Here is a 24,362-nt window from a genome sequence, read left to right on the forward strand (position 1 = left end):
CAGAAGGCCGGGCGGGCTGCACACTCCGCAGCGTGACCCATAACCGCGCACGAGGTACGGCCCTTGTCCTGGCGGCATCGTTGTTCTCGGCCAGTTCTGGCCCGTTGGCCAAGCAGGCGATGGCCGCTGGGCTGACGCCGCATCAGGTGGTCAGTGTCCGGATCAGCCTGGCGGCCATCCTGTTGACCGTCGGGCTCGCGATCTTCCGGCCGAGCCTGTTGCGGGTCAGGGCCGCCGACTGGCGGGTTCTCCTCGGGTTCGGCCTGTTCGGCGTCGCCGGGGTGCAGGCGATGTACTTCATCGCGGTGTCACGGCTGCCGGTCGGCATCGCGATGCTGCTCGAATTCACGGCGCCGGTCCTTGTCGCCCTGTGGGTGAGGTTCGTCAGGGGCACGCACCTGCCAGCGAAAGCGTGGGCCGGGACCGCGCTTGCCTTGCTGGGGCTGGCAATGGTCGCGCAGGTCTGGGAAGGCCTGCGGCTGGACGTGGTCGGGCTGCTCGCGGGAATCGGTGCCGCCCTGTGCGCCGCGTGCTACTTCCTGATCGGTGAACACGGCCTCACCACGAGACATCCACTGACGATGGCGACCTACGGCATGATCGTCGGCGCCGTGGCCGTTGCCGCTGTGCTCACGCCACTCTGGACGCTACCAGGCGAAACACTTGCCAAGGCGACACCGACTGGTCCTGTGTGGACAGTTCTGATCGAGATCGCGGTGTTCAGCACGGTCATCGCGTACATCCTCGGCATGAGCGCGCTGCGGCACCTACCGTCCAATGTGGTCAGCGTGCTGTCGTTGGCCGAACCGGTGATCGCGGCCGCGGCCGCGTGGGCGTTGCTGAACGAGCGGCTGACTGTGATCCAGATCATCGGCGGTTTGACGCTGCTCGCGGGAGCCTTTCTGGTCCAGCGTGCGTCTCAACCCTCAGTGGGACCGCAACTCCATCCAAAGACCGATGACATGGAGCCGGTCGCTCCACGAAGCTGAACACCACTGGGGGTAGGGCCCGGCCGGTCAAACCCGGTCGGGCCCTCGAAAACTACACCGGAATAACAGTAGGCACGATCATCGGACGCCTGCGGTACTTCTCGGCAACCCAACGGCCGACAACGCGGCGCACGATCTGGGCGATCCGGTGGGTGTCGGTGATGCCCTCGGCCTCGGTGCGCGACAACTCCATCTCCACAAGAGCGACGACCTCGTCCAACGCCTTGGGGTCGTCGGAAAAGCCACGTCCCGAGATCGTCGGCGGCGCCACAGCACGGCCGCTGCTGGCCTCCACGGCGACCGTGATCGAGATGAAGCCGCCCTCGCCAAGGATCAACCGGTCCGACAACGTCGATTCGCCGACGTCACCCACGGACAAACCGTCCACGTACACATGTCCGACCTCGACCCGGCCGGTGATCCGCGCGATGCCGTCGACCAGGTCCACGACCACGCCGTCCTCAGCGAGAACCACCTGCTCCTCGGGAACGCCTGTGGCCACGGCCAAAGCGGCATTGGCCCGTAGGTGCCGCCACTCGCCATGCACCGGCATCACGTTGGACGGCCGAACAGCGTTGTACAGGAACAACAATTCGCCCGCGGACGCATGCCCGGACACGTGCACCTTCGCATTTCCTTGGTGCACAACGTGTGCGCCAAGCCGTGCGAGGCCGTTGACCACGCCGAAGACCGCGGTTTCGTTGCCAGGAATGAGAGAACTCGCCAGCACGACCGTGTCGCCGGGACGGATGGAGATCTGCCGGTGCTCGCCGCGGGCCATCCTGGACAGCGCCGACAGCGGTTCGCCCTGGCTGCCGGTCGAGACGAAGAGCACCTCGTTCTCCGGCAGGTCCATCGCCTCGTGCAGGTCGATGATCAGGTTCTCCGGCATGGTCAGCAGACCGAGCTCGGAGGCGATGCCCATATTGCGGACCATCGAGCGGCCGACGAACGCGACCCGCCTGCCACTGTTCACCGCGATGTCCAGCACCTGCTGAACGCGGTGCACATGGCTGGCGAAACACGCCACGATCACCCGCTGGGTGGCCCGCGAGATCACGTTGTCCAGCACCGGCCCGATCTCACGCTCTGGCGTGACAAAGCCGGGGACCTCGGCGTTCGTCGAGTCCACAAGGAACAGGTCCACGCCCTCGTCACCGAGCTGCGCGAAGCCGCCGAGGTCAGTCAAGCGACCGTCCAACGGCAACTGGTCGAGCTTGATGTCACCGGTGTGCAGCACGAGCCCGGCAGGCGTGCGGATGGCGACGGCCAAAGCGTCCGGAATGGAGTGATTGACCGCGAAGAACTCCAGGTCGAACGGGCCCGCTGACCGCCGTTCACGCTCGGTCACCTCGACGAGCACCGGGTCCTGCCGGTGTTCCTTGCACTTCGCGGCGAGCAGCGCGAGGGTGAACCTCGAACCGATCACCGGCACGTCCGCACGCAGTCTGAGCAGGAACGGCACCGCGCCGATGTGGTCTTCGTGCCCGTGCGTGAGCACGATGCCGTCGATGTCGTCCAACCGGTCCTCGATGGCACGGAAGTCCGGCAGGATCAGGTCGACGCCCGGCTGCTGGTCCTCGGGGAACAGCACGCCACAGTCGACGATCAGCAGTCTGCCGTCGTACTCGAAGACGGTCATATTGCGGCCGACCTCGCCGATTCCGCCGAGAGCGACCACGCGGAGCCCGCCCTCGGCCAGCCGCGGCGGGAGGTTCTGCGAGGTTTCGATCACCTACTAACCGTCTCAGATGACGATCGCACGGTGTCAGGCAGTCCGAGTGAGACACCGGCCACGGTCAGATCGGCGGCGATGGCGGCGGTCTGCTCCTCGGTCGCGGGCAGGATCGGCAGCCGCGTGTCGCCCACGTCCAAGCCACGCAACCGCAGCGCTGCCTTGACGAACGCGAGGCCGAGACCAGGACCGGTGCGGCCCATCGCGCGGTTCACCGGCAGCAGGCTGCGGTTGACCTCAAGCGCCTTGGTCACGTCGCCGCTTTCGTAGGCGTCGACGAGCTGCAAGAGGCGGTCGGCGGCGACGTGTCCGATGACACTGACGAAACCGACCGCGCCGACCGACAGCCACGGCAGGTTCAGCACGTCATCGCCCGAGTAGTACGCCAGGTCCGTGTTCGCGATCACGTCGCAGCCCGCGTTCAGGTCGCCCTTGGCGTCCTTCACCGCGAGGATGCGCGGGTGCTCGGCCAGGCGGAACAGCGTGTCGGTCTGGATCGGGGTGACCGCGCGCGGCGGGATGTCGTAGAGCATCACTTGCAGGTCCGTCGCGTCGGCAATCGCGGTGAAGTGCGCGATCAGACCGTCCTGCGACGGGCGCGAGTAGTACGGCGTGACGGCCAGCAGGCCGTGTACGCCCGCAGCGGCCAGCTTCTTGGTCACGTGCACGCTGTGCGCGGTGTCGTACGTGCTGCCGCCGCTGACGATGGTGGCGCGGTCGCCGACGGCCTCGACGACGGCACGCACGAGGTCGGCCTTCTCGTCGTCGGTCGTGGTCGGCGCCTCGCCGGTGGTGCCGTTGAGCACCAGACCGTCGTTGCCGAGGTCGACGAGGTGAGTCGCGAGCTCTTGGGCCTTGGCCAGATCAAGCGCGCCACTCGCGTCGAACGGGGTGACCATGGCGGTCAGAACACGACCGAACGGCCGACCTGCAGCGGCCGAAGGACATCTCGTCATACCGCTGAAGGTACCCCGTCCACCTGCACGGATACCCCGCGCCGTCCCCGTCGCGAAAATTCCACGGTAGTCGGCTGTCCGTGCTTTAAAAGCTTCGTTTCGTGCCCTTGATCTCCGCCACAGCGACCTCGTCGCCGGAGAACTCGACGCGGGCTTGCTCACGGCCGAACGCGTGCAACATGAGCTCGCCGACAGCGCCGGAAATGCTCACCGCGTTCGGGCCACGCTTGCCCACGATGGTCTCGCCGTCAGGCCGCTTGAGCAGCACGCCGACCACACTGCGGTGGTACGCGCGGCGGGCGGCGAACCGCAACGTGCGCCACAGCGCCTCATCGCGGGCAGCGTTCTCGGGCCGCGGCTCCCAACCCGGGACGGCCCGGCGCACATCCTCGTGGTGGATGAAGTACTCGGCTCCGTTCGCCAGGTCGTTGAGCACGCCGAGGCTGAGCGGCGACCAACGCGGCGGGCCCGTGCGGACCAAGTCGACCAGCTCGGCCCACGGCTTCGCGGCGAACTCGTCCTGCACGCGCTGGGTCCGCGCGGCCAGAGCGGGCAGCATGATGCCGCCTGCCGCGTCCGGCCTGCGGTCGCGAAGCACCAGGTGAGCGGCGAGATCCTTGGTCTGCCAGCCGTCACACAGGGTCGGCGCGTCCGGCCCGACCTCCTCGAACAGGATGCTCAGCCGGTCACGTTCATCGCTTGCGAGACCCATGACCTCACGTTACTCAAGATGTCTCGTCCGGGACGATCGAGCCCGTCATGGCGCTGTTGTCCGCGGGCCACGCGATGCAGTAAATCGACCGCTGCGGGGCCTTTTCCGCCTCCCACGCCTGCTTGGACGGGATGACGGCCATCACATTCATCGCCTTGTTCTTCAGGACCTCGTTGGAGTTGTAGAACATCGAGCACGAGCTCTCGGCATACCGATCGAGCGCGTTGTCGGCCGGATAGGCCGCCGCTGGCGTGTTCTTCTCCTTTTCGGCGATCTTCATGAGCGTCTTGTACTCCATGAAGACCTCGGCTTGGTGCTCTTCCTTCGCGCAGTCGACCACGGCGTCGTACTGGACCTTGTCCGCCGGCCGCGCGTCCAGGCAACTTTTACCCCGGTTGAAGTACACGTCGAACACCGGGATGTTGCCGCCGACGCCGTAGGTCAGGGTCGGCTGGAGTTCCCCGCCACTTGCCGCGGCCGTTCCGAAGAGGTCACGGCCGAACCAACCCGCGGCCAACATGGCCGCGGCCAGCACGACGACCAGGCCGATCGCCAAAGCTCTGCGGCCCTTAGGCGGCTTGCTCGTCTGGGTGCTGGTGGGCTGTTGCGTCCAGACCGGCGCGGTCGGGCCGGTGTTCATCGCGACCTGCGTCGCCTGCCCGAGCAAGGCACGGACCTGCGGCGCGGTCGGCCTGCCGTCGGGGTTCGAGTTCAGCAGTCCCATGATCAACGAAGCCAGCGGGCCACGGCACCGGGTCAGGTACGCGACCTCGTTCATGATCGCCTGGATCGACGCGGCCGTCGTCGTGCGCTCGTAGGCGCCGTACCCCTCGACCGCGAAGAACAGCGTCGCGCCAAGGCCCCAAAGATCCGATGCTGGAACGGCTTCGTGCCCCTGCAGGCGCTCGGGCGACATGTACGTCGGCGAGCCGATCAGGGTGCCGCTGGTGGTCAGCCGTGGGTCGTCGGTCGACTGCGCGATGCCGAAGTCCGTCAGCTTCACGCGGCCGTTCGCGTCGATCATCACGTTGCTGGGCTTGACATCCCGGTGCACGACCCCAGCGCGGTGCGCAGCCTCCAACGCGGACACGAGCTGTTGGGCGATCTGCGCGGTGTACGCCTCGCTCAACGCGCCGCGCTGCCGCACGATGTCCGCCAACGTGGGCGCCTCGATCAGCTCCATCACGATGAACGTGTTGCCGTGCTCCTGCACCACGTCGTACACCGTGACGATCGCGGGATCGTTCAGCCTGCCCGCGATGCGTGCCTCACGCAGCACGCGTTCCTCGTAGATGTGCCGTTCCTGCGGGTCGATCCCGTCGGGCAGGTGCAGTTCCTTGATCGCGACCCGTCGCCCGATCGTCCGATCTTCGGCCAGCCAGACGATGCCCATGCCACCACGGCCGATCTCATGGACGATCTGGTAGCGGCCGCTGACAATCCTCTGCGTGAACTCCTGGGACACGCGGGCACTCTAACTCCCGCCCCGCCGATCCCCGTCAGGCTGCTCAAGGTTGCACCTTTAGAGTGCTTCCCGTTGGTCAATTTCCCTTGACCGAGCCGGTCATCCGGGTGCGATCCTCCTTGGACACCACGCATAGAGCCTTGCGGCGCCTGAGGTCCTCCCACGCGGTCTTGGTGGGAATCAGCGTCCACAGCTTGAGCTTGTCCTTGCCAGCAAGGCCATCGAACTGGGACTTGCACTCGGCCTCGGCCTCCTTGACCATGCTCTGCTCGCCCGGGTAGTCGCCGGAGTCGCGGTTGAGCTGGAACTGACCGAAGATCTCGGTGTCGTGCTCGACTGTGCAGTCGAACTTGGGCTCGTTGAGGTCGAGGCCGATGAAACACGTGCCCGGCTCGCCGGACATGACCACCTGCAGGTTGGTGATCTCGCCGTCCTCGCCGTAGGTCTTGGTCGTCGCGGCCCTGTTCCCGCCCGCGGTGGCAGGCGGCGGAGTGCTCTTGGCGCTGGTGCTGCTCTCGCTGGTGGGATTCTCACTTGGCTGCTGCCCAGACGTCTGCGGACCAGCGGCTTCCTGCTTCTGCTTGCTCTCAAAGACGCCGGAAAACACGAGGACCGCGCCGAGCGCGACGATCAGCACCACCGCGACGACCGCGATCACGGCGCCACGCTTGTTCTTGGGCATCGGCTTGGTCGTCGGCACCGGACCTTGTTGCACGCCAGCGGTTGCGTGCTGCCTCGCTTGGTCGATCAGGTACCGGACCTGGCCACCGTTCAGCCGTGTCCGCGGGTCGGGGTCCAACAGGCCCATGATCAGGTTTGCCAGTGGCCCGTGCGCGCGGCGAAGCTGGACGCGCTCGTTCATGATCGCCTGGATCGCCGCGGGCGTGCTCGGACGTTCATACGCGCCATAGCCTTCGACCGCGAAGAACAACGTGGCACCCAACGCCCACAGATCGGAGGCTGGCGAAGCCTCTTGGCCGAGCAGGCGTTCCGGCGATATGTAGGTCGGCGACCCGATCAGCGTGCCGCTCGAGGTCAGCTTCGGGTCCTCAATGGACTGTGCGATGCCGAAGTCGGTCAGTTTCACGCGCCCGTTCGCGTCCAGCATCACGTTGCTGGGCTTGACATCCCGGTGCACGATGTTCGCCCGATGAGCGGCCTCCAACGCGGACAGCAGCTGCTCGGCGATGCTCAGGACCTGGTCGACCGGGATCGGGCCGTGCTGCGCGACCACGTCGGAAAGGTTCTTGGCGTCGATGAGTTCCATCACCAGGAACGTGCTTCCGTGCTCGCGCACCACATCATGCACAGTCACGATCGCCGGGTCGTTCAACCGACCGGCGGTCCGTGCCTCGCGCATGACACGTTCCTCGAACACTTGCCGTTCTTGAGGCGCGATGTTGTGTGGCAGCAGCAATTCCTTGATCGCCACGCGCCTGCCGATGGTCAGGTCCTCGGCCAGCCACACCACGCCCATCCCGCCACGCCCGAGTTCCTCGAGCACACGGTAACGGCCTGCCCCCAGATGGTCCCCTCGATCCACGCCGGACACCTTACGGGAGCCCTCCGACAGAAAGGCTCCCGAAAGGGCGGCTAGGCGTGCACTTCGCGCAACTCGGCCACCGCCCGGTCCAAAGTGCGCCTAGGCGTGCACCTCGTGACCAGCCTCGCGCAGCGCCGCCACCGCCCGATCCAAATCAGTCCCCTTGACCAGGATGTGATCGGTGTCGAACGTGGACATCGCGTACAGCGAAACCCCGGCCGCGGCCAGGGATCCCGCCAGCGAAGCCATGATCCCGGTGAGCGTGAACTCCAACGGCCCACGCACGGTCAGCAGCCGCCAGCCCTCGTCCACCTTCTCGGCAGCAGGCGAGATGCCCGCCAGCGACACCACCGAGAGTTCGTCCGGGGTGCTCGTGATCGACACCAGACCGTCCGAAGTAGGCAGTGACGGCACGGGGGAACCCGACGGCAGCTTGGCGATCGAGTACTCGCCGGGCCGCACGTCGACGGTCAGCCGCTTCATCCCTCGGTGACCAGCGGGCTGTGGGCAACCTCGGTGCCGTCCGGCAGCGCGGAGATGGTGAAGTCGCTGAACACGTTCTCGGCGGCCTTCTGCAACTGGCGCAGGCATTCCACGGCCAGCGCACGGATCTCGACGTCCGCGGCCTCGCTCGCGCGCATCGCGATGAAGTGCCGCCAGGCGCGGTAGTTGCCGGTCACGACGATCCGCGTCTCGGTGGCGTTCGGCAGCACCGCGCGAGCGGCCTGGCGGGCCTGCTTGCGGCGCAGGGTCGCACTCGGCTCGTCGGCGAACTTCTTCTCAAGACCCGCCAGCAACTCCGTGTACGCCTCGACCGCCGCGTCGGCGGCCGCGATGAACTTGGCGTGCAGCTCGGGGTCGTTGGCGATCACGTCCGGCTCGACCATCGCGGCGTCGCGCTCGGGCACGTACCGCTGGGACAGCTGCGAGTACGAGAAGTGGCGGTGCCGGATCAGCTCGTGGGTCAGCGACCGGGAGATGCCGGAGATGTAGAAGCTCACTGAACCGTGCTCGAGCACCGAGAGGTGGCCGACTTCCAGGATGTGCCGCAGATATCCGGCGTTGGTCGCGGTGGCCGGGTTGGGCTTCTTCCACGACTGGTAGCAGGCACGGCCCGCGAACTCGGCGAGCGCCTGCCCGCCGTCGCTGTCGGTCGACCAGGGCACGTCCGCCGGTGGGATGAACTCGGTCTTGGCGATCAGCTGCACCTTGGGGGCGACGGTCTCGGTCATGGCGGTGAGCCTAACCGTCCGGGTCCGACACGCCCACAACCGACGCGTGATGTCACGGTGACATCACTCATCCTTGCGATGACGTCACGAGTGATGTCATAGTGACGTCATGGATCTCACGCCGTATATCGACTCGCTGCGGGAGGACCTCGCCACCACCGCCTCAGCCGGGGACGAGCAGACCCGGCGGGCGGCGGCCGTGTTGTCCGCCGCACTGGAACCAGCGATGCGTCTCGCGTTCATGAACGCGCTGGCCGACGTCGCCGCCGAGGTGACATCGGCCCTCGATGACCATGTGGTCGAGGTGAAACTGGCCGGTCGCGACGTCCAGGTGGTCGTCACGCCGACCCGGCGCGCCGCCGACCCGGAACCCGAGCAGCCCTTGCCGCCACCCGGCGACAACAGCGCGGAGAACATCAGCCGGATGACCCTGCGGATGTTCGAGCAGATCAAGAGCCAGGCCGAACAGGCCGCCGCGGCACAGGGTGTGTCGCTGAACACGTTCGTGTCGCAGGCCGTGCAGGGCGCGTTGCGCCGCAAGTGGTCCGGGCACCAGCACCGTCATGACGACGAAGACCGTGGCGGCCCGTCGTCGCGGGTGCACGGATGGACTGAGGGCCAATGACCGAGGAGAAGGTGCACAACTTCGAGGCCGACGGGCCACAGGACATCGAGGTGCGGATCAAGTCGGGCGCGGTGGACGTGCTGTTGACCGACGAACCGGGCATCAGCGTGCGCGTCCGGCCCCGGCCGGACAGCGGAAACCCGCTCTCCGAAGGGCTTTCCCAGCTGTGGGGCCTGCTCTCCCAGTTCGAGGCGGTGCCGTCACCCGAAGACGCGGCCTCTCAGGCCGTCGTCGAGTACTCGGACAACCGGATCGTCGTGCGCGCACCGGACCGGATGCGCTATGTCCCTCTCGGGATAACCGTGCGGGCGCCGTCCGGCTCGAATGTGGATATCCGCAGCCACTCCGGCGATGTGCTGGTGACCGGCGCGGCCGGACGGCTGTCGGTGTGCACGGGTTCTGGCGAGATCAAGGCGGACCGGGCGGACGGCGCGGCGACCGTGATCACGGGGACGGGTGCGGTCCGGCTTGGCCCGATGCTTGGCGGCCTGCAGGCCCGCACAGGCAGCGGGGACGTCGAGGTTTCGTCGGTCGGCGGGTCCAGCGCGGCTCTGATCACCGGCAGCGGTGACGTGTGGCTCGGGGCTGTGGCCAGTGACGTCACAGCAAGAACCGGGACCGGCGATCTGACCGTGGCCGACGCGGCGTCCGGGAAGATCGACCTGAACACCGGCTCCGGCGAGATCCGCGTCGGCGTGCGGCAGGGCACGCTGGCCGAGGTCGACCTGCAGTCCAGCACGGGCCAGGCGCTCAGCGAGCTCATGCTGAAGGACTCACCGCCGGAAGGCGAGGTGAAGCTGCGCGTCCATGGCCGAACCCGCTCCGGCTCGGCAGTGGTAAGCGCAGCCCTCGACGGCTAAAAGACCTCGTGAGTGGTTGTCCGGGTTAGAACACGAATAACCACTCACGAGGGTTTGCCTGCTACTTCACCAGTTTGGTCAGTGGCGCGGCGATGTCTCCCTTTTTGCCAACGGCCACACCGGACAGTCCGAGCCACTCGGCCATCAGCTTGAGCTCGGCGGACAGTTCGAGCAGCACCCGTGCTTTGTCCACACCGGCCTGGGCGAAAGCTCCGTGCACCCGCAGCAGCCCTGCCGCCCGATCGGCCTTGAGGTCAACGCGCGCAACGAGTTCACCGTCCAGCAGAAACGGGAACACGTAATACCCGTACTCCCGCTTGGGTTCCGGTACGTAAATCTCGATGCGGTACCGGAACCCGAAAATCCGTTCCGTGCGATCCCGTTCCCAGATCAGCGGATCGAACGGGCACAGCAACGCGCGGCCTTTGACCTGGCGCGGAGTTTTGGCGTCCGCGTGCATGAACGCCTTACGCTTCCAGCCATTGACCTCGACGGGAACAAGAACGCCGTCCTCGACGAGCGAGAGCACCGCCTGACGGTTGGCATCCGGCCCTAGCCGGTAGTAATCCCGCAGTTCCGGCTCGGTCGCCACTCCCAAAGCCCTCGCGGATCGCTCGACCAGTTGCCGAGCCGCTTCCTCCGGCGCAACCTGCTGGTTGAGGATCTCCGGCGGCACGACCCGCTCGGTCAGGTCATAGAGACGCTCGAAGCTACGTCGCGACCCGGTCGTGAGTTCCCCGACGCCGAACAGGTACTCACAGATGTGCTTGACGTCCGAGCGTTCCCACCAGGTGCCCTTCTGCCGCTTCTCCCCCTCACCGACGATCGCTCGCTCCAGCGCGCCAGCGCCGACCGGCCCCAACTCCTTGACCGCCGCCAAGACCTCCTGGACTAGGCCCGGTGAGCGGTTGACGACCTTCTCGTAGTGCCGCCACCAGCCAGCACGTTTGCCCAGGTGCAGCAGGGGCCAGTCCTCGATCGGGATCAGGCTGGCCTCGTGCGCCCATTTCTCCACGAACAACCGAGGCTTTCGGGCGGAATGCGACCAGGCGGCATCGTCGATCAGATCCATCGGGTACGCGCCCAGCCGTGAGAACAACGGCATGTAGTGGGCGCGGACCGCGACGTTCACCGAGTCCAGCTGGATGAGCTGGACACGGCTGGTCACCCGCAGCAGATGCCGTCTCGACGGCGTCGTGGTCGGGCGTGGATCGCAGAACCCCTGTGCGGCCAGCGCCGTGCGGCGGGCGGCGGCCTCGGTCATCGTCACCATAGTGAGCGCATAGTGCCACCGGGGTCCGACAATATTGGATTGTCCTCGCTCCGCGCGGGTCCACCCCGCCCCACGCGACCGACACCGCTCAGTGCCTGCTTGCCGCCGTGGCTGGGGCGGCGTCGGGCGTGTTCCGGTGCGTAGATGACCGGCGCGACAAAGCCACGGTTTCGGTTCACTAGATTCTCTGACCATGGCTGAGGCCGCGGTACACCCCGCTGAACCCGAAGACATCGACCAGATCGCCCGGATCCAGGTGGAGACCTGGCGTGCCGCGTACACCTCACTTCTGCCCGAGGAAGTCCTCGCTGGCCTGGACCAGGCCGAGATCGCCGAGGTCTGGCAGGAGACCGTCAAGCAAGGCAACGCCACGGTCTACGTCGCCACCGAAGGCACGTGGACGGTCGGTTTCTGCGCAGCCGGGCCCGCGCCGGACACGGAGATCGCGGACGTCGACGGCAAGCTGCCTGAAGACGCCGACATGGTCGGAGTGATCGCCACGTTGCTCGTCGAGCCACGGTGGGGGCGGCGCGGTCACGGCGGCCGGTTGCTCGCGACGGCGGCAAGCGGGTTGCGTGCGATCGGTTTGTCACGCGGTGTCGTATGGGTGCCGGAAAACGACGATGTTTCCATTGCGTTCTACGAGCGTGCCGGGTGGGAACGGGACGGTATGGTTCGCACTCTTGACGCGGGCGGACGGCCATTGCGTGAGATTCGGTTGACCGGAGAACTGAACCTCCGACTGACCTGAACCGTCCTTATGACCGAGGCCCGCCCACCGGTGGCTCCGATACCCTGACAGACAGGGGAATCACACAGGCAAGGGGATAAGGACTTGGTCATCAGCCTGCTGCTCGCGGCCGGTGTCGCGTTCAGTTCTGCGCTGATTCCCCTGGTCAGTACGGAAGTTTTCGTCCTCGCGCTGATCGCGCAGGAGCCGAATATCCCGTGCCTCGCGCTTGGTGCGGTCGTCGCGGTCGCGCAGGTGCTCGGCAAGTTGCTGTACTACTTGGCCGCACGTGGATCGTTGCGCTTACCAACCTTTATGCACCGTAAGGACAAACCGCTCACCGAGCGTCGAATTCGTTGGCAACAACGGACAAAACGGGTGCGTGGTTGGTTGCATTGGCTGACCGAGAAGTGTCACAAGCATCCACATTGGATGACTGGGACATATGGCGTAAGCGCGGTAGTCGGTCTGCCACCGTTCATGGCGACGAGTGTGCTGGCCGGTATGGCGAAAATGCCGATGTCCACCTTTGTCGTGGCCGGATTCGCCGGCCGCTGCCTGCGGTTCACCGTGCTGGCGATGTCCCCCGCGCTGATCACCGGATGGCTGCTCTGATCTCGGCGAGCCGCTGAATCCCTTCGGCCAGCGCGTGTTCCGGCGCGCCACCGAACGTCAACCGGACGTACGAGCCGGACGGTTCCGCCGCAAACCAAGGCCTACCAGGGAAAACCACGACGTCACGGGCCGCTGCCGCCGCCGTGAACGCCATATCGTCGACACCGTCGGGCAATTCGGCCCAGACGTGCAAACCGCCACTGGGCTTGGCAACGCGAAAATCCGGCAGATATGAGTGCAGTGCGCTCAGCAAAGCGTCGCGACGGGACCGCAACGCGCCCTGCAACAAGCGCAAATGCCTGCGCCATACAGGCGAAGTCACGAAGTCGATCGCGGTTTCCTGCAACGGACCGGACACGTACAAATCGTCGAATGAACGCGCTGTGCGCAACCGTTTTCCGGCGACACCGCGTGCACCGATCGCCGCGACCCGCAGACCCGGTGCGACCACTTTGGTCAGTGAACGGACGTACACGACATGTCCGTCCACATCCTCCGAGGTCAAGGTCGGTGGGGCGATTCCGTCGATGGTGAGACCGCGCGCCCAATCATCCTCGATGAGAAACGCCCCTGCCGCACGAATGATCGCGAACACCTCGGGCCGTCTCGCCGCGGAAAGCGTGGCGCCATGCGGGTTCGCGTGCAGTGGTTGGCTGTAGAACAGTCGCGCGCCGGTTCGTTCGAACGCCGCGGCGAGCAAATCGGGTCGTACACCGTCAGCGTCCGTTGGCACCGGAACAACGCGCAACCCGGCGTCTCGCGCGGCGGCGATAGCGCCCACGTACGTCGGTGACTCAAGGAGCACGACATCACCGCGTTCGCTCAAACCACGAAACGCGGCTGACAACGCTGGCTGCGCGCCTGAACAGACCGTCATGTCGCCAGCGCGCAGTTCGCCGCCTGCCTCGCGCGCGAACCACGCACGCAACTCCTCGCGCCCCTCAAGCGGCACACGGCCCCACGACGCAGGCCTGCGAGCCGCGCGGCTCATCGCGGCGCTGAGCGCTTCGACGGGCAGAAGCCCTGGGTCGAGGTAGCCGCTGGACAGCTGCAGGACCTCGGGCCGTGGCACCTCGATCAATCCGGCCACCAAGTCCTCACCGGGCCGTCCCGGGCCGAGGGCGACGGACTGCCAGGACAGATCCGGTTGCCGCGCAGGCGACGGATGGTCGGCGACGAAACTGCCCCGGCCTGGCCGTACCTCCACCAGACCTTCACTGGCCACGCGCTGGATGGCCTGCTGGATCGTGACCGGCGACGCCTTGTGCTTGGCCATCAAGGACCGCACGGACGGCAGGCGATCGCCGGGCCGACCACTGCGGACGATCGATTTCAGATCCTCGATAACGCGGAGCGCTGCGTTATCCTCATTCATGAGAGTAGAGAGTAACGTTATCGCGCCAGCTGGGGTAACACTCGGCGCGCTGGGGGTGCTGGGATTCAGCTTCTCTCTGCCAGCCACGCGGCTGGCCGTGACCGGCGGACTCGACCCGTGGTTCGTCGCATTCGGTCGCGCGGCCGTCGCGGGCATGCTCGCGATCGCCTATCTCGCGTTCGTCCGTGCGCCGCTGCCGACCCGCGACCAAGTCCGGCGCCTGTTGATCGTCGCGCTGGGCATCGTGGTCGGATTTCCGCTGTTCACGTCCTTGGCGTTGGCCACGCAAACGTCTGCGCACGGCGCCGTGGTGATCGCCGGGTTGCCGATGTCGACAGCAGTCTGGGCCGTCGTGCGCGCCGGTGAACGGCCGCGACCTGCGTTCTGGCTGGCCAGCGGCGTGGGATTTCTCGCCGTGTTGGCATTTATCGCCACCACAGGCGGTATTTCCGGCGGTTTTGGGATCGCCGACGTCTTTTTGCTGATCGGTGTCGCGCTGTGCGGATTGGGTTACGCGGAAGGTGGCGCGCTGGCCCGTGATCTCGGCGGCGCCAGGACCGTGTGCTGGGCACTGGTCGTGTCGTTGCCGATGACCGTGCCGATTTCACTGGTCACGATGAATTTCTCCAGCGCGAGCGGCACGGCGTGGTTTGGTTTCGCCTATGTGGCAGTGATTTCCATGTTCTTGGGATTCTTCGCGTGGTACGCCGGATTGGCCCGTGGCGGGGTGGCGAAGGTCGGCCAGGTTCAGCTCGCACAGCCGGTTCTGACGCTGGTCTGGTCCGCGTTTCTGCTGGCTGAGCCGGTCGGCTGGACCACGATCATTGCCGCGATTGTGGTCCTGACCTGCGTAATCTGGACCCAGCGGAGTAGGTCGACGGACTTGATAACGAAACGGTAACGAACAGGCCTCGTTTGAACGACCCCGGCCAACGCGTTCGTATCCCCCCATGAGCAAGGAAAAACCCCGACCCAAGCTTTCCGCCCCACAACCCCAGGCACTACCCCTTCGTGGCAGTCCCGCCGAGCTGCTTCAGCGTCCTCGCCTGGCCAAAATCCGGAACGAGGTGAGAAATCGATGGCCCGATACTCAGGGCGTCACCGAATCTCCCGCCGAACCAAGATCGCGACCCTAGGACTGGGTCTCGCGTTGGCAGTCGGTGGGATCGCGGTCTGGACGACCGCCGGTGACCCAGGGCAGGCCAGAGCAGATCTCGCGGACAAGTCCTTCTTCGTGGACATCACCACCGTTCAGCCGAACGTGGACCTGCCGGAACAGCAGAACGACGCGTCGACCGGCACATTCACGGTGGACTGCGGAAAGAACGAGAACGAGCACTTCAACCCCGACAATTTCATCGCGCAGCCCGGTGTCCGCAACGGCGCCCAGCACCTGCACGACTACGTCGGGAACCTGACCACCAACGCCGACTCGAACAACCAGAGCCTCCAGGCCGGTGGCACCACCTGCAAGAACGGTGACAAGTCCGCGTACTTCTGGCCGGTCATCCGGATCGAAGACGAAGAAGACGTCGCCGAGAACGAGCAGCAACAGCAACAGCAACAAGGCCAGGACAACGCCGGTCAGCAGCAGGGTCAGGAAAACGCTGGCCAGCAGAAGCAGGGCCAGAACAACGACGCTGGTCAGAACAACAACCAGCAGGACAACGACAACGCTGACCAGCAGCAGCAAGATCAGCAGCAGAGCCGCAACCGCAACGGCGGCAACCAGAACGCCGACCAGGACCGCGACGGCAACCAGCGCAACAACCTGGTGCAGCAGGGCAGCCTGCGGGCGGCCCAGAACCAGGGCCGCGACAACGACCAGCAGGGCGACGGGCGCCAGGGTGACCGGAACAACCGGAACCAGAACAACGGCGACAACAACGACCAGCGGGGTCAGAACAACAACCAGCAGAACAACAACGACCAGCAGGGCAACGAGGAAGAGGCGCCCGAGCTGGACGAACCGAACGCCGAGAACGAGCTGGCCGGTAACGACGGCGAAATCCAGCGTCCCGCCGACGTCGACTTGCAGTTCCGCGGCAGCCCTGTCGGTGAGGTCGTCGCGATGCCGAAGTTCCTGCGCATCCTCTACGGCGACGCGAAGGTCTCGACCAACGGCACGAAGAACGCACGGGATTCTTGGACCTGCGCCGGTTTCGAGGACCGGGTCCTGATCAACAAGTACCCGATCTGCCCGAACGGCGCTCCGGTGAAGCGGATCCACGACTTCCCCAGCTGCTGGGACGGCGAGAACATCGATTCCGAGAACCACCGGGATCACATCATCTACCCGCAGGAAAACGGGCAGTGCAAGAACGGGTTCAAGGCGGTCCCGCAGCTGCGGATCACCCTGACCTACAACATTCCCCAGGAGGTTCAGGAACAGGGCCGGTACAAAGTGGACTCCTTCCCCGAGGAGGAGCACAACCCCTTCTCCGACCACGACGACTTCGCCAACGTCATGTCCAACCAGATCATGAACAGGCTCGTCGACTGCGTCAACGAAGGCCGGACCTGTAACGAGTAGCAGCTTCACAGCCGTGAGTGCCGCATCCGCGCGGCACTCACGGCCTTGCCGGGGTTTACCCGCCGATACAAAAACCCTTTGATAAACCGAAAAATGAAACAACGAGGTGAGTAGTCGATGGCCCGCACAACTGGGCGACACCGCATCTCCCGCCGAACGAAGATCGCAACCGGAGCCTTAGGCCTCGCGATCGCAGTCGGTGGCCTAGTCGTGGTTACGACTACCGGCAATGACCCGGACGCAAGCGCGGCACTGGCCGACAAGTCGCAGTTCGTGGACATCACGAAGGTCAAGCAGAACGTCAATCCCCCCAAGCAGCAGGGGAACGCGTCGCGCGGCACCTTCACAGTGAACTGTGGCCGCAACGAGAACGGCCACTTCAACGCCGACAACTTCATCGCACAGCCCGGCATCAAGATGGGTGCCGAGCACCTGCACGACTACGTCGGAAACCTGACCGCGAACGCGGACTCGAACAACAAGAGCCTCGCCAAGAGCGGCACCACCTGTAAGAACGGTGACAAGTCCGCTTACTTCTGGCCGGTCGTCCGCATCCCGAGCGCGGACAAGGCATCGCAGAAGAACGGCACGAAGGACTCGGACGGCAACTGGCAGCGTTACCAGCAGGACCAGCAGGACGCCGCTGTCGAGAAGCGCGAACCCCGCGTGGACTGCAAGGACGTCGCCAGCGAACTGCCCGAGGAAATCCCCGACTCGGCCAACCAGGTGATCGAGAAGGAGATCGACAACCTGGACAAGCAGAAGGAAGCTGCCGAGAAGAAGCTCGAGACGGCCAAGAACATCGACCAGGAGGTCGTCGGCCCGCTGACCGAGCAGCGCAAGCAGTCGCTTGACAAGATCACCCAGGCGCTGATGCAGCCGGGCAAGCAGCCCAAGGACTTCGGCCAGCTCGCCCCGTGTGGCATCAAGCAGCCGAACAACGGTGGCGTGACGGACAACGGCGACGAGAACAACGAGGTCAACACCGAGGGCAAGCAGGAGCACAAGCACTCGAAGCCCGGCGACAAGAACCTCGAGATCGGTATCAACAACGGCACCATCCAGCGGCCGGTCAAGGTCGACCTGACCTTCCGTGGCAGCCCGAACGCCAAGGTCAAGGCGATGCCGAAGTTCATGCGGATCCTGACCGGTGACGCCAAGGTGTCGACCAACGGCCCGAAGAACGCCCGCAAGGTGTGGACCTGCTCCGGGTTCGAGAACAAGGTCCTGATGGACAAGTACCCGATCTGCCCGGAGGGTTCGCAGGTCATGCGGATCCACGACTTCCCGAGCTGCTGGGACGGCAAGAACATCGACTCGGCCAACCACCGTGACCACGTGATCCACCGTGAGGCCAACGGCACCTGCAAGAAGGGCTTCACCGCGATCCCCGAGCTGCGGATCAGCCTGACCTACGACATCCCGAGGGACGTCCAGCTCAAGGGTGGCTACTCGCTCGACTCCTTCACGCAGGAGAAGAACAACCCGGCGTCGGACCACAACGACTTCGCCAACGTGATGTCGGAGAAGATCATGCTGCGCCTGGTCAAGTGCATCAACTCGGGCAAGAACTGCCGCGAGTGAACGAGTAAGCGCTGGATATCCCTCGTGAGTGGTTAGTCGCGTTCTAACGCGACTAACCACTCACGAGGGTTTTTTGCTGTTATGCCAGGGCGAAACGGACCGCTTCGGGCTCGTCGCGCTGCAGCGGAACCGCGAACACGGCGGTCGCCCGTTCGCCGTCACGTTCGGCGGACAGCAGCACAATCGCCACGGCAGCCATCACCGCCTGCCAAGGCAGAAAGACCGCTCCCGCCAGCACCAGCGACCTGACGATCGCCCGCATGCCGACGGGCGCGAACTTGTCGGAAAGACAGCCGCACGAGGAGTCAGGCGCGGCGACTCGTGCCCACATCAGATATCCGAACAGGCCGAGAAACCAGGCCGCGACAGCCCACTTTCCCGCGGGTACGGGAAGGCTGATCGCCAGTCCTATCTCGACAACGCCGATGATACGAAACGCTGTCTTTGTACGGTGTTTGCCGACCAGCTTGCCGAGCGCGGATCTCTTCGAGCCGCCACGCAACTTGAAGACGGCCGCCCATAACAGCACGGCTGCAACGAGAACCTCCATCACGCCGCCGCAGCGTAGACGGTCGCGATGTCGACGTCGTTGGTATCCGGCCGCCACGCGCCGATCACCTGAGCGTGCTTGCCGACCTGCAGCAACGACAGGTCGCTGATCGCCGGAGTGCCGTTGTAGACAGCGGCCGTCGTACCAGCGACTACGTGCCCGACGATGCGGTGACCGTGGTGATCGAGATGCAGCACGTTCCGGTTGATCGCCACAATGTGCGTCCGCAGGTTGACGATGTTGAGCCAGATCGAGTCCGCGGCCAGGACGCCGTCGGGCATCCTGGCGCCGCGCGCGTAGAGGCCGTCGCCGAGTTTGGCGTCGTCGAGCGTGGTGTTGCGCAGCTTCCAGATGCTGGTGCCGCTGGTGATCTGGATGCGGTGGAACGTCTTGTCCGATCCGGTGACCATCAGAATGGTGCCCTGAATGCCGGTGATCCGTCCTTCAGCGAAGTCCGGATCGACGGCGTCCGGGTCTAGCCTCAACTGCTCGGCGAACGCCGTTTCCGGTGCCAGCGAACCAAACGCGGTCGCACCCGTGAGCACGGCGGCGGTAAGGAACTTCCTCCGTGATTCCATTCTGGACACCTCCTCAGCTTCGAATCGTGACCGGGATGATCCCCGCGGACAAGTTGCCGAGCCGGGTGAACGCGGCCGGCGTGAAGTCGATCAGCCGGTCGGTCGCGCATTTGCCGCTACAGCAGCGTTGTTCGCCGCACCACAAGTCGGTCTGCGGCCCGCAGTCCCGCACGGTAACGCCGATTTCGGTTGTGCCACACAGATGTTTGACGAAGAACTGATGACCACAGGTGCGGCGTAACACGTCGTTGCCACAGCGGTCAGGACGCGTGATGTCGAAGCATGCGTCCGAAGTGTTCGGCCATGCACAGTGCAGGCTAGCTGACCTGCAGGTGCCGCATGCGCCGCCACCGGCCGAATCACACGGGCCGAACGCCGGTCCACAACAGAACCAAGATGCTTCGGCCGTCGTCGGAGCCATGACTTCCATGGACTTTCGCTCCCTTCGAGGCTCCCAGTAGAACGCGCAGGTTCTTCCTCTTCGGTTGCAAAAGGGCAAGACCGCATCGCGAGCCCGGCCGAGCTCGCGGCGCTCTCGTCTGGCCCTCATCGCACGATCGTTGACAGGGTGGAACTTTCGCGCGAACAGACGGGAGTTGGTGATGTTCTGACAAAATGCACGGTACATCGCGCCAACGGATCCCACAGTCGCCCGTACGGCGCAGTACCGCTACTCCCGTCGGGCGAGCGTGACCCGGTTGAGCAGCGCGGAGACCACCAAAACCGCGCCAAGCGCCAGCAGTTGGTACTGGCTTCCCCGCGAATCCTCGAACGCGAGCAGGATCCCAGCGTTGAGCCAGACCACGAACAGCGAAGCAATGAGCACGCCGCCAACGCGGCCGATCCCGCCGGTAATCGCCGTGCCGCCAAGGATCGCGATGGTGATCGCGGGCAAAGCCATGCCGTTGCCGACAGTTCCGGCATCCGGGCGTGCGGAAGCGAACTGTGCCACCGTTATCACCGCGACCACGGCCGAGAGCATCCCGGAAAGTACATAGGCACGGAATCTAATGCTCACAACGGGAAGACCGGCGAACTTGGCCGCGGCCTCATTCGTGCCGACCGCGTAGAGACGCCTGCCATAGTTGGTCCGGTTGGCCAGCAACCAAGCCAGCACGGCGCACGGCAGCAGGAACGTGAACACCTGCAACGGAACCTGGCCAACTGTGCTGGTGAGCGAATGCAGGTCCTGGATCGGCTGCGTGGAGATCGGCGCATTGTTGTTGCTGACCAAGGCCAACGAGGTAAAGGCGTAGTACGTCGCCAAAGTCGCGATAAGGGCGGGAACACCAAGCCACGCGACCAGGAAACCGTTCACAGCCCCAAGAACCGCGCCAGCCACGAGCGCGCCGGCGATCGCGAGCCACACCGGCCAGTGCCAAAAGCCGACCATGAACCCGAACATCATGCCAACCAGGCTGACCATCGCCCCGACCGACAGGTCGATCCCACCACGCCCGGACACAATCACCAACAGCTCAGCCAAGCCAAGCAAGCACAGCGGAACAAAAGATTCCAAAGAGGACAGGAGATAGTCCGCATCGTACGGCGCCACCAAGTAGCCGTTCGCGCCAAGCACGCTCATCCAGACCACGAGAATGACGAGCAACGCGAACAGAAGCAGGACGCGGTCGGTAATCAGCCGTTTCACAGGCGCCGCCTCCTTCGCTCCCGAATCAAATCCGCGCCCACAGCCAGCAGAATGAACACCCCGATGAACAGAGCCGTCAGCTCACTGCGCCAGCCGAGCAATGTGACCGCGCTCGTGACCGTGCCGACCAGCAACGCCCCAAGGACCGTGCCCAGAACGGATCCGCGGCCACCGAGGATGCTCGTCCCGCCGATCACCACAGCCGCGATCACCTGAAGTTCCAAGCCTGTTCCGGCGCTTTGGCCAACGAGCCCGCCGCCACCGATGACACAGCAGGCCGCCAGTCCAACGAGGACACCCGTGATCGTGTACACGCCAACCAAGCGCCTGGTCACCCGGATCCCAGCCAGCCGGGCGGCGGGCGCGTTGCCGCCTATCGCATAGAGGTGACGGCCGGTTGGCGCGTGTCGCATGTAGAACCACATGCCTGCGGCGAGCAGGATCGCCAAGAGCCAGGCGTGCGGGATGCCGAAGCTTCGTCCTTCGGCGCCGCCGCCGAGGAATTCCAGGATTGCTGGGACTCCCGCGACTTCCTTGCCGTCGAAGATCTGGAGTGCGACGAACCGGAAGATGTTCAATGTGCCGAAGGTGATGATGATCGCGTGCACTCGGCCGTATGCGACAAGGACGCCGTTGATCGCACCGAGAACTCCGCCTACTCCCAGGCCAAGAAGTATCGCTGGAACAAGCGCCAGCTCGGTATCCCGCAACATTTGCGCGACGACGACCATCACGACTGCAAGCGCGCTGCCAACCGACACATCAATCCCGGCGGTGACGATGACCGCGGTCATGCCGACACCGATGATGGTCACCGGAGCGACCGTGGCCAGGATGTTCTGGAGGTTGGCGGCTGCGAAGAAGGTGTCGGTGCCGAACCCGAGCGCCAGCCACAGCACCGCGAGTACGGCGATGAGGACGACCTCTTGCCCCTCGGTCTTGGTCACTCGTCACCCGCCGCTGCCGCGAGCACGTCCGCCTGCGCCGCCCCTCGGTCAAAGCGCGCGGTGATCCGGCCGCCCCGGACAACCAGGATCTTTTCCGCGAGGCTCATCACTTCCGGCAAGTCCGACGACACGAGAAGGACGGCCGTACCCTGCCCGACGATGTCCCTGACCAGGCCGTGGATCTCCTCCTTGGCACCGACATCGACACCCTGAGTCGGTTCCTCCAGCACGAGGACCTCCGGGCGTTCGACCAATTGCCGTGCCAGGACGACCTTCTGCTGGTTCCCGCCGGAGAGCGTTGCGATGAGGGCGTTCGGGCCTGGGGTCTTGATCTGCATGCGTTCGATGAACTCGATGGCCGTGCGGCGTTCCTGCTTACGTTTCAGCCACAGGCCTTTCAACGATGCGATGGAGATGTTGAAGCCGACGGTCTTGGTGGCGAACACACCCTGACGCGACCGATCGCCTGGGAGCATCGCCGTCTGTCCTGTTCGGACTGTACCGGAGTCAGCGGGTTCGACGCCGTAGATCGCGCGGGCAATCGAGCCTGTGCCTGAGCCAACCAAGCCGAACAGGGAGACGATCTCCCCTGGCCGGACTTCGAGGCTCACGTTCGTGAACCTGTTGCGACGGTTCAGGTCCTCCACTCTCAGGACCGGCTCGCCTTGGGGCGCGCCGGCTTCGGCTGTGGTGCCGTTGATGGCGTGACCAACCATTAGTTCGGCGATCTGGCGTACGGTCAGATCTTTCGTCGGCTCACTCGCGACGACCTTGCCGTCTCGCAGAACCGTTACGCGGTCGGTGATCTGCGCGAGCTCATCGAGGCGATGGCTGACGTAGATGATGCCGACTCCCCGGTCCTTCAGGGTTCTGATGGCTGTGAAAAGGGTTTCGATCTCCCGGTCGGTCAGGATGGCGGACGGCTCGTCAAGAATGAGAATCCGGGCCTCGTGGGCAAGCGCCTTAGCGACAGAAACAAGCTGTTGCTCGGCGACAGAAAGATCCGCGACGCGCTGCCCGGCGAGTTTCTCGCTGAGCCCAAGGCTGGTCAGCAGCTCTGTGGCCCGCCGCTGTTGCTCACGCCAGTCGACCAGGTAATTCCTCCTCAACTCTCGCCCGACGAAAACGTTCTCAGCCACCGTCAACTCGCCGAAAAGCTGCGGATCCTGATACACGGTGGCGATCCCGGCCCTGAGCGCCTTGACCGTATCTCCCAACGCCTCGCCATTGAGCGAAGCCGTGCCCTCGTCGGCTTTCTCCGCCCCGGACACGATCTTGATCAGCGTGGACTTGCCAGCACCATTGGCGCCGACAAGTCCGTGCACCTCACCGGGCCGCACCTCGAAATCCACACCTTGCAACGCATAGACGCCGCCATAGTGCTTGCGGATTCCGGTAAGCGTGAGCAGCGCGTCAGTAGTCGTAGTCACCGACGTTGTCCTTGGTGAGCTTCAACGGATCACCCAGCAACAACATCTTGTTCTCGAACTTCACCGCAGGCAGCTTGGCCGACACGTTGTTCGAAGCCTGTATCGCTTCGCCACGTTTGACCTTCGCACCGGCCCATGCGGTCAGATAGCCCAACTGCTCGACGTCCCACAGGATCGAGGTCGAAGACGACCCGTCCTGCAAGTAAGGCTTCATCGAATTCGGCGTGCCCACACCAACCGTGAAGACCTTCCCGAGCTTGCCCGCCTCACGCACGGCCTTCGCAACACCCGGCGCCGACGTCGTGCACTGGCCGATCAGGCCGGTCAGGTCCGGATGCGCGTTCAGCAGGTCCTTCGCCATGGACACGCCCTTTGCTTCGTCCTCACCGGCGTAAACCGTGTCGACGAGGGTGGCGTTCGGGTACTTCTCGGCCGCGTAGCGCTTCTGCACTCCGATCCACGTGTTGAGGTTCGCGGCCGTCTGGCCACAAGAGACGATCGCGTACTTGCCTTTGCCGCCCATCGGCGCCATCAGCGAGTCGATGACCGAGTGCGCGATCCCGTCGGCCGTCGCCTGGTTGACGAACAACTCCCGCACGGAATTCGGCGCGTCGGTGTCGGACGTCAGCACCTTGATGCCCTTGCTCGCGGCGTCGGCGAGGATCGGGACGACGGAGTCGGGGTCGTTCGGCGCCACCACCAGCACGTCGACCTTCTGCTGGATGAGCGACTTGAGAATCTCGGTCTGCGCACCGGGGTCGGCGGTCGTGCCGCCCTTGTAGATCCAGTCGATGCCGAGCTCCTGCGCGGCCTTCTGCCCGCCGGTGTTCATCGCCTCGAAGTACGGGATACCCTGCAACTTCGGGACGAAGGCGACCTTGATCCGCGGTTGGCCGCCAGCCGGGGGCTGTTCCTTCTTGCTGCACCCGGTGATGATCAAACAGAGGCTCAGTAACACAGCGAAACCAGCACGCATGGC

24 protein-coding genes are annotated in these 24,362 nt (G+C 65.1%); 8 read left to right on the top strand and 16 right to left on the bottom strand.

Annotated elements, in window-relative coordinates; all coding sequences use genetic code 11:
- The first annotated feature begins 32 nt into the window (after positions 1-32).
- Complete coding sequence (locus LWC34_RS32755; protein ID WP_233729150.1) at positions 33-989, top strand: EamA family transporter; 957 nt, start codon at positions 33-35, stop codon at positions 987-989.
- 52 nt (positions 990-1,041) lie between these two features.
- Here the strand turns inward: LWC34_RS32755 and LWC34_RS32760 are convergent, their stop codons facing one another.
- The 7 genes from LWC34_RS32760 to thyX form a co-directional block, all read right to left on the bottom strand.
- Positions 1,042-2,724 (bottom strand): ribonuclease J, encoded by a 1,683-nt coding sequence (locus tag LWC34_RS32760; protein WP_233729151.1) that lies wholly within the window; start codon positions 2,722-2,724, stop codon positions 1,042-1,044.
- Complete coding sequence (gene dapA, locus LWC34_RS32765; RefSeq protein WP_233729152.1) at positions 2,721-3,680, bottom strand: 4-hydroxy-tetrahydrodipicolinate synthase; 960 nt, start codon at positions 3,678-3,680, stop codon at positions 2,721-2,723. The genes LWC34_RS32760 and dapA overlap by 4 nt, the downstream gene beginning before the upstream one ends.
- A gap of 85 nt (positions 3,681-3,765) precedes the next feature.
- On the bottom strand, positions 3,766-4,392 hold the full coding sequence (locus tag LWC34_RS32770) for a TIGR03085 family metal-binding protein (RefSeq protein WP_233729153.1): 627 nt from the start codon (positions 4,390-4,392) through the stop codon (positions 3,766-3,768).
- Positions 4,393-4,405: 13 nt separating this feature from the next.
- Complete coding sequence (locus LWC34_RS32775; protein ID WP_233729154.1) at positions 4,406-5,857, bottom strand: serine/threonine-protein kinase; 1,452 nt, start codon at positions 5,855-5,857, stop codon at positions 4,406-4,408.
- Positions 5,858-5,933: 76 nt separating this feature from the next.
- Entirely contained in the window at positions 5,934-7,400 is a 1,467-nt protein-coding gene (locus LWC34_RS32780) for a serine/threonine-protein kinase (protein WP_233729155.1), read from the bottom strand.
- A gap of 99 nt (positions 7,401-7,499) precedes the next feature.
- A complete protein-coding gene (locus LWC34_RS32785; protein WP_233729156.1) occupies positions 7,500-7,883 on the bottom strand; it encodes an ACT domain-containing protein in 384 nt (127 codons plus the stop codon).
- Positions 7,880-8,632, bottom strand: coding sequence for an FAD-dependent thymidylate synthase (thyX, locus tag LWC34_RS32790; RefSeq protein ID WP_233729157.1), 753 nt, complete (start codon positions 8,630-8,632; stop codon positions 7,880-7,882). Before thyX ends, LWC34_RS32785 begins: the two co-directional genes overlap by 4 nt.
- Positions 8,633-8,741: 109 nt before the next feature.
- On the opposite strand from thyX, the gene LWC34_RS32795 reads away from it, so the two are divergent.
- Both LWC34_RS32795 and LWC34_RS32800 read left to right on the top strand, forming a co-directional pair.
- A complete protein-coding gene (locus LWC34_RS32795) occupies positions 8,742-9,257 on the top strand; it encodes a toxin-antitoxin system HicB family antitoxin (RefSeq protein WP_233729158.1) in 516 nt (171 codons plus the stop codon).
- Entirely contained in the window at positions 9,254-10,117 is an 864-nt protein-coding gene (locus LWC34_RS32800; protein WP_233729159.1) for a DUF4097 family beta strand repeat-containing protein, read from the top strand. The genes LWC34_RS32795 and LWC34_RS32800 overlap by 4 nt, the downstream gene beginning before the upstream one ends.
- 61 nt (positions 10,118-10,178) lie before the next feature.
- On the opposite strand, the gene LWC34_RS32805 is transcribed toward LWC34_RS32800, so the two are convergent.
- The gene (locus tag LWC34_RS32805) at positions 10,179-11,390 is read right to left on the bottom strand and encodes a winged helix-turn-helix domain-containing protein (RefSeq protein WP_233729160.1); all 1,212 of its coding nucleotides are present in this window, start codon (positions 11,388-11,390) and stop codon (positions 10,179-10,181) included.
- 193 nt (positions 11,391-11,583) lie between these two features.
- Here LWC34_RS32805 and LWC34_RS32810 point away from each other — a divergent pair, with 193 nt between their 5' ends.
- A complete protein-coding gene (locus LWC34_RS32810; RefSeq protein ID WP_233729161.1) occupies positions 11,584-12,141 on the top strand; it encodes a GNAT family N-acetyltransferase in 558 nt (185 codons plus the stop codon).
- A gap of 84 nt (positions 12,142-12,225) precedes the next feature.
- Complete coding sequence (locus tag LWC34_RS32815) at positions 12,226-12,735, top strand: YqaA family protein (protein ID WP_233729162.1); 510 nt, start codon at positions 12,226-12,228, stop codon at positions 12,733-12,735.
- Here LWC34_RS32815 and LWC34_RS32820 read toward each other — a convergent pair.
- A complete protein-coding gene (locus tag LWC34_RS32820; protein ID WP_233729163.1) occupies positions 12,716-14,110 on the bottom strand; it encodes an aminotransferase-like domain-containing protein in 1,395 nt (464 codons plus the stop codon). The genes LWC34_RS32815 and LWC34_RS32820 overlap by 20 nt on opposite strands.
- On the opposite strand from LWC34_RS32820, the gene LWC34_RS32825 reads away from it, so the two are divergent.
- The 3 genes from LWC34_RS32825 (at position 14,109) to LWC34_RS32835 (ending at position 18,227) form a co-directional block, all read left to right on the top strand.
- Entirely contained in the window at positions 14,109-15,011 is a 903-nt protein-coding gene (locus LWC34_RS32825; protein ID WP_233729164.1) for a DMT family transporter, read from the top strand. The genes LWC34_RS32820 and LWC34_RS32825 overlap by 2 nt on opposite strands.
- Positions 15,012-15,188: 177 nt before the next feature.
- Positions 15,189-16,643: a DUF1996 domain-containing protein gene (locus LWC34_RS32830; protein WP_233729165.1), complete on the top strand. Its 1,455-nt coding sequence runs from the start codon at positions 15,189-15,191 to the stop codon at positions 16,641-16,643.
- A gap of 117 nt (positions 16,644-16,760) precedes the next feature.
- Positions 16,761-18,227 carry a DUF1996 domain-containing protein gene (locus tag LWC34_RS32835; protein ID WP_233729166.1) on the top strand — a complete coding sequence of 489 codons (1,467 nt, stop codon included), beginning with the start codon at positions 16,761-16,763 and terminating at the stop codon, positions 18,225-18,227.
- A 79-nt stretch (positions 18,228-18,306) separates the two neighbouring features.
- Here LWC34_RS32835 and LWC34_RS32840 read toward each other — a convergent pair whose 3' ends face one another.
- The 7 genes from LWC34_RS32840 to LWC34_RS32870 form a co-directional block, all read right to left on the bottom strand.
- Positions 18,307-18,777, bottom strand: coding sequence for a MauE/DoxX family redox-associated membrane protein (locus LWC34_RS32840; RefSeq protein WP_372496744.1), 471 nt, complete (start codon positions 18,775-18,777; stop codon positions 18,307-18,309).
- On the bottom strand, positions 18,777-19,355 hold the full coding sequence (locus tag LWC34_RS32845; RefSeq protein ID WP_233729168.1) for a cell wall protein: 579 nt from the start codon (positions 19,353-19,355) through the stop codon (positions 18,777-18,779). Before LWC34_RS32845 ends, LWC34_RS32840 begins: the two co-directional genes overlap by 1 nt.
- Positions 19,356-19,368: 13 nt before the next feature.
- Entirely contained in the window at positions 19,369-19,527 is a 159-nt protein-coding gene (locus tag LWC34_RS32850; RefSeq protein ID WP_233729169.1) for an RlpA-like double-psi beta-barrel domain-containing protein, read from the bottom strand.
- Positions 19,528-20,025: 498 nt separating this feature from the next.
- Positions 20,026-21,006, bottom strand: coding sequence for an ABC transporter permease (locus LWC34_RS32855; protein ID WP_233729170.1), 981 nt, complete (start codon positions 21,004-21,006; stop codon positions 20,026-20,028).
- Positions 21,003-21,953, bottom strand: coding sequence for an ABC transporter permease (locus tag LWC34_RS32860; protein WP_233729171.1), 951 nt, complete (start codon positions 21,951-21,953; stop codon positions 21,003-21,005). Before LWC34_RS32860 ends, LWC34_RS32855 begins: the two co-directional genes overlap by 4 nt.
- On the bottom strand, positions 21,950-23,383 hold the full coding sequence (locus tag LWC34_RS32865; RefSeq protein WP_233729172.1) for a sugar ABC transporter ATP-binding protein: 1,434 nt from the start codon (positions 23,381-23,383) through the stop codon (positions 21,950-21,952). The genes LWC34_RS32860 and LWC34_RS32865 overlap by 4 nt, the downstream gene beginning before the upstream one ends.
- Positions 23,367-24,359, bottom strand: coding sequence for an autoinducer 2 ABC transporter substrate-binding protein (locus tag LWC34_RS32870; protein WP_233729173.1), 993 nt, complete (start codon positions 24,357-24,359; stop codon positions 23,367-23,369). The genes LWC34_RS32865 and LWC34_RS32870 overlap by 17 nt, the downstream gene beginning before the upstream one ends.
- Positions 24,360-24,362: the final 3 nt, after the last annotated feature.

Source organism: Kibdelosporangium philippinense (genome assembly GCF_021390435.2).
Classification (GTDB): Bacteria; Actinomycetota; Actinomycetes; order Mycobacteriales; family Pseudonocardiaceae; genus Kibdelosporangium; species Kibdelosporangium philippinense.

Excerpts from the sequence above, each read along its gene's own strand:
- dapA (WP_233729152.1), bottom strand. The coding sequence starts at position 3,680 with ATGACGAGATGTCCTTCGGCCGCTGCAGGTCGGCCGTTCGGTCGTGTT.
- LWC34_RS32770 (WP_233729153.1), bottom strand. The coding sequence starts at position 4,392 with ATGGGTCTCGCAAGCGATGAACGTGACCGGCTGAGCATCCTGTTCGAG.
- LWC34_RS32785 (WP_233729156.1), bottom strand. The coding sequence starts at position 7,883 with ATGAAGCGGCTGACCGTCGACGTGCGGCCCGGCGAGTACTCGATCGCC.
- thyX (WP_233729157.1), bottom strand. The coding sequence starts at position 8,632 with ATGACCGAGACCGTCGCCCCCAAGGTGCAGCTGATCGCCAAGACCGAG.
- LWC34_RS32795 (WP_233729158.1), top strand. The coding sequence starts at position 8,742 with ATGGATCTCACGCCGTATATCGACTCGCTGCGGGAGGACCTCGCCACC.
- LWC34_RS32800 (WP_233729159.1), top strand. The coding sequence starts at position 9,254 with ATGACCGAGGAGAAGGTGCACAACTTCGAGGCCGACGGGCCACAGGAC.
- LWC34_RS32805 (WP_233729160.1), bottom strand. The coding sequence starts at position 11,390 with ATGGTGACGATGACCGAGGCCGCCGCCCGCCGCACGGCGCTGGCCGCA.
- LWC34_RS32810 (WP_233729161.1), top strand. The coding sequence starts at position 11,584 with ATGGCTGAGGCCGCGGTACACCCCGCTGAACCCGAAGACATCGACCAG.
- LWC34_RS32825 (WP_233729164.1), top strand. The coding sequence starts at position 14,109 with ATGAGAGTAGAGAGTAACGTTATCGCGCCAGCTGGGGTAACACTCGGC.
- LWC34_RS32820 (WP_233729163.1), bottom strand. The coding sequence starts at position 14,110 with ATGAATGAGGATAACGCAGCGCTCCGCGTTATCGAGGATCTGAAATCG.
- LWC34_RS32830 (WP_233729165.1), top strand. The coding sequence starts at position 15,189 with ATGGCCCGATACTCAGGGCGTCACCGAATCTCCCGCCGAACCAAGATC.
- LWC34_RS32835 (WP_233729166.1), top strand. The coding sequence starts at position 16,761 with ATGGCCCGCACAACTGGGCGACACCGCATCTCCCGCCGAACGAAGATC.
- LWC34_RS32840 (WP_372496744.1), bottom strand. The coding sequence starts at position 18,777 with ATGGAGGTTCTCGTTGCAGCCGTGCTGTTATGGGCGGCCGTCTTCAAG.
- LWC34_RS32845 (WP_233729168.1), bottom strand. The coding sequence starts at position 19,355 with ATGGAATCACGGAGGAAGTTCCTTACCGCCGCCGTGCTCACGGGTGCG.
- LWC34_RS32870 (WP_233729173.1), bottom strand. The coding sequence starts at position 24,359 with ATGCGTGCTGGTTTCGCTGTGTTACTGAGCCTCTGTTTGATCATCACC.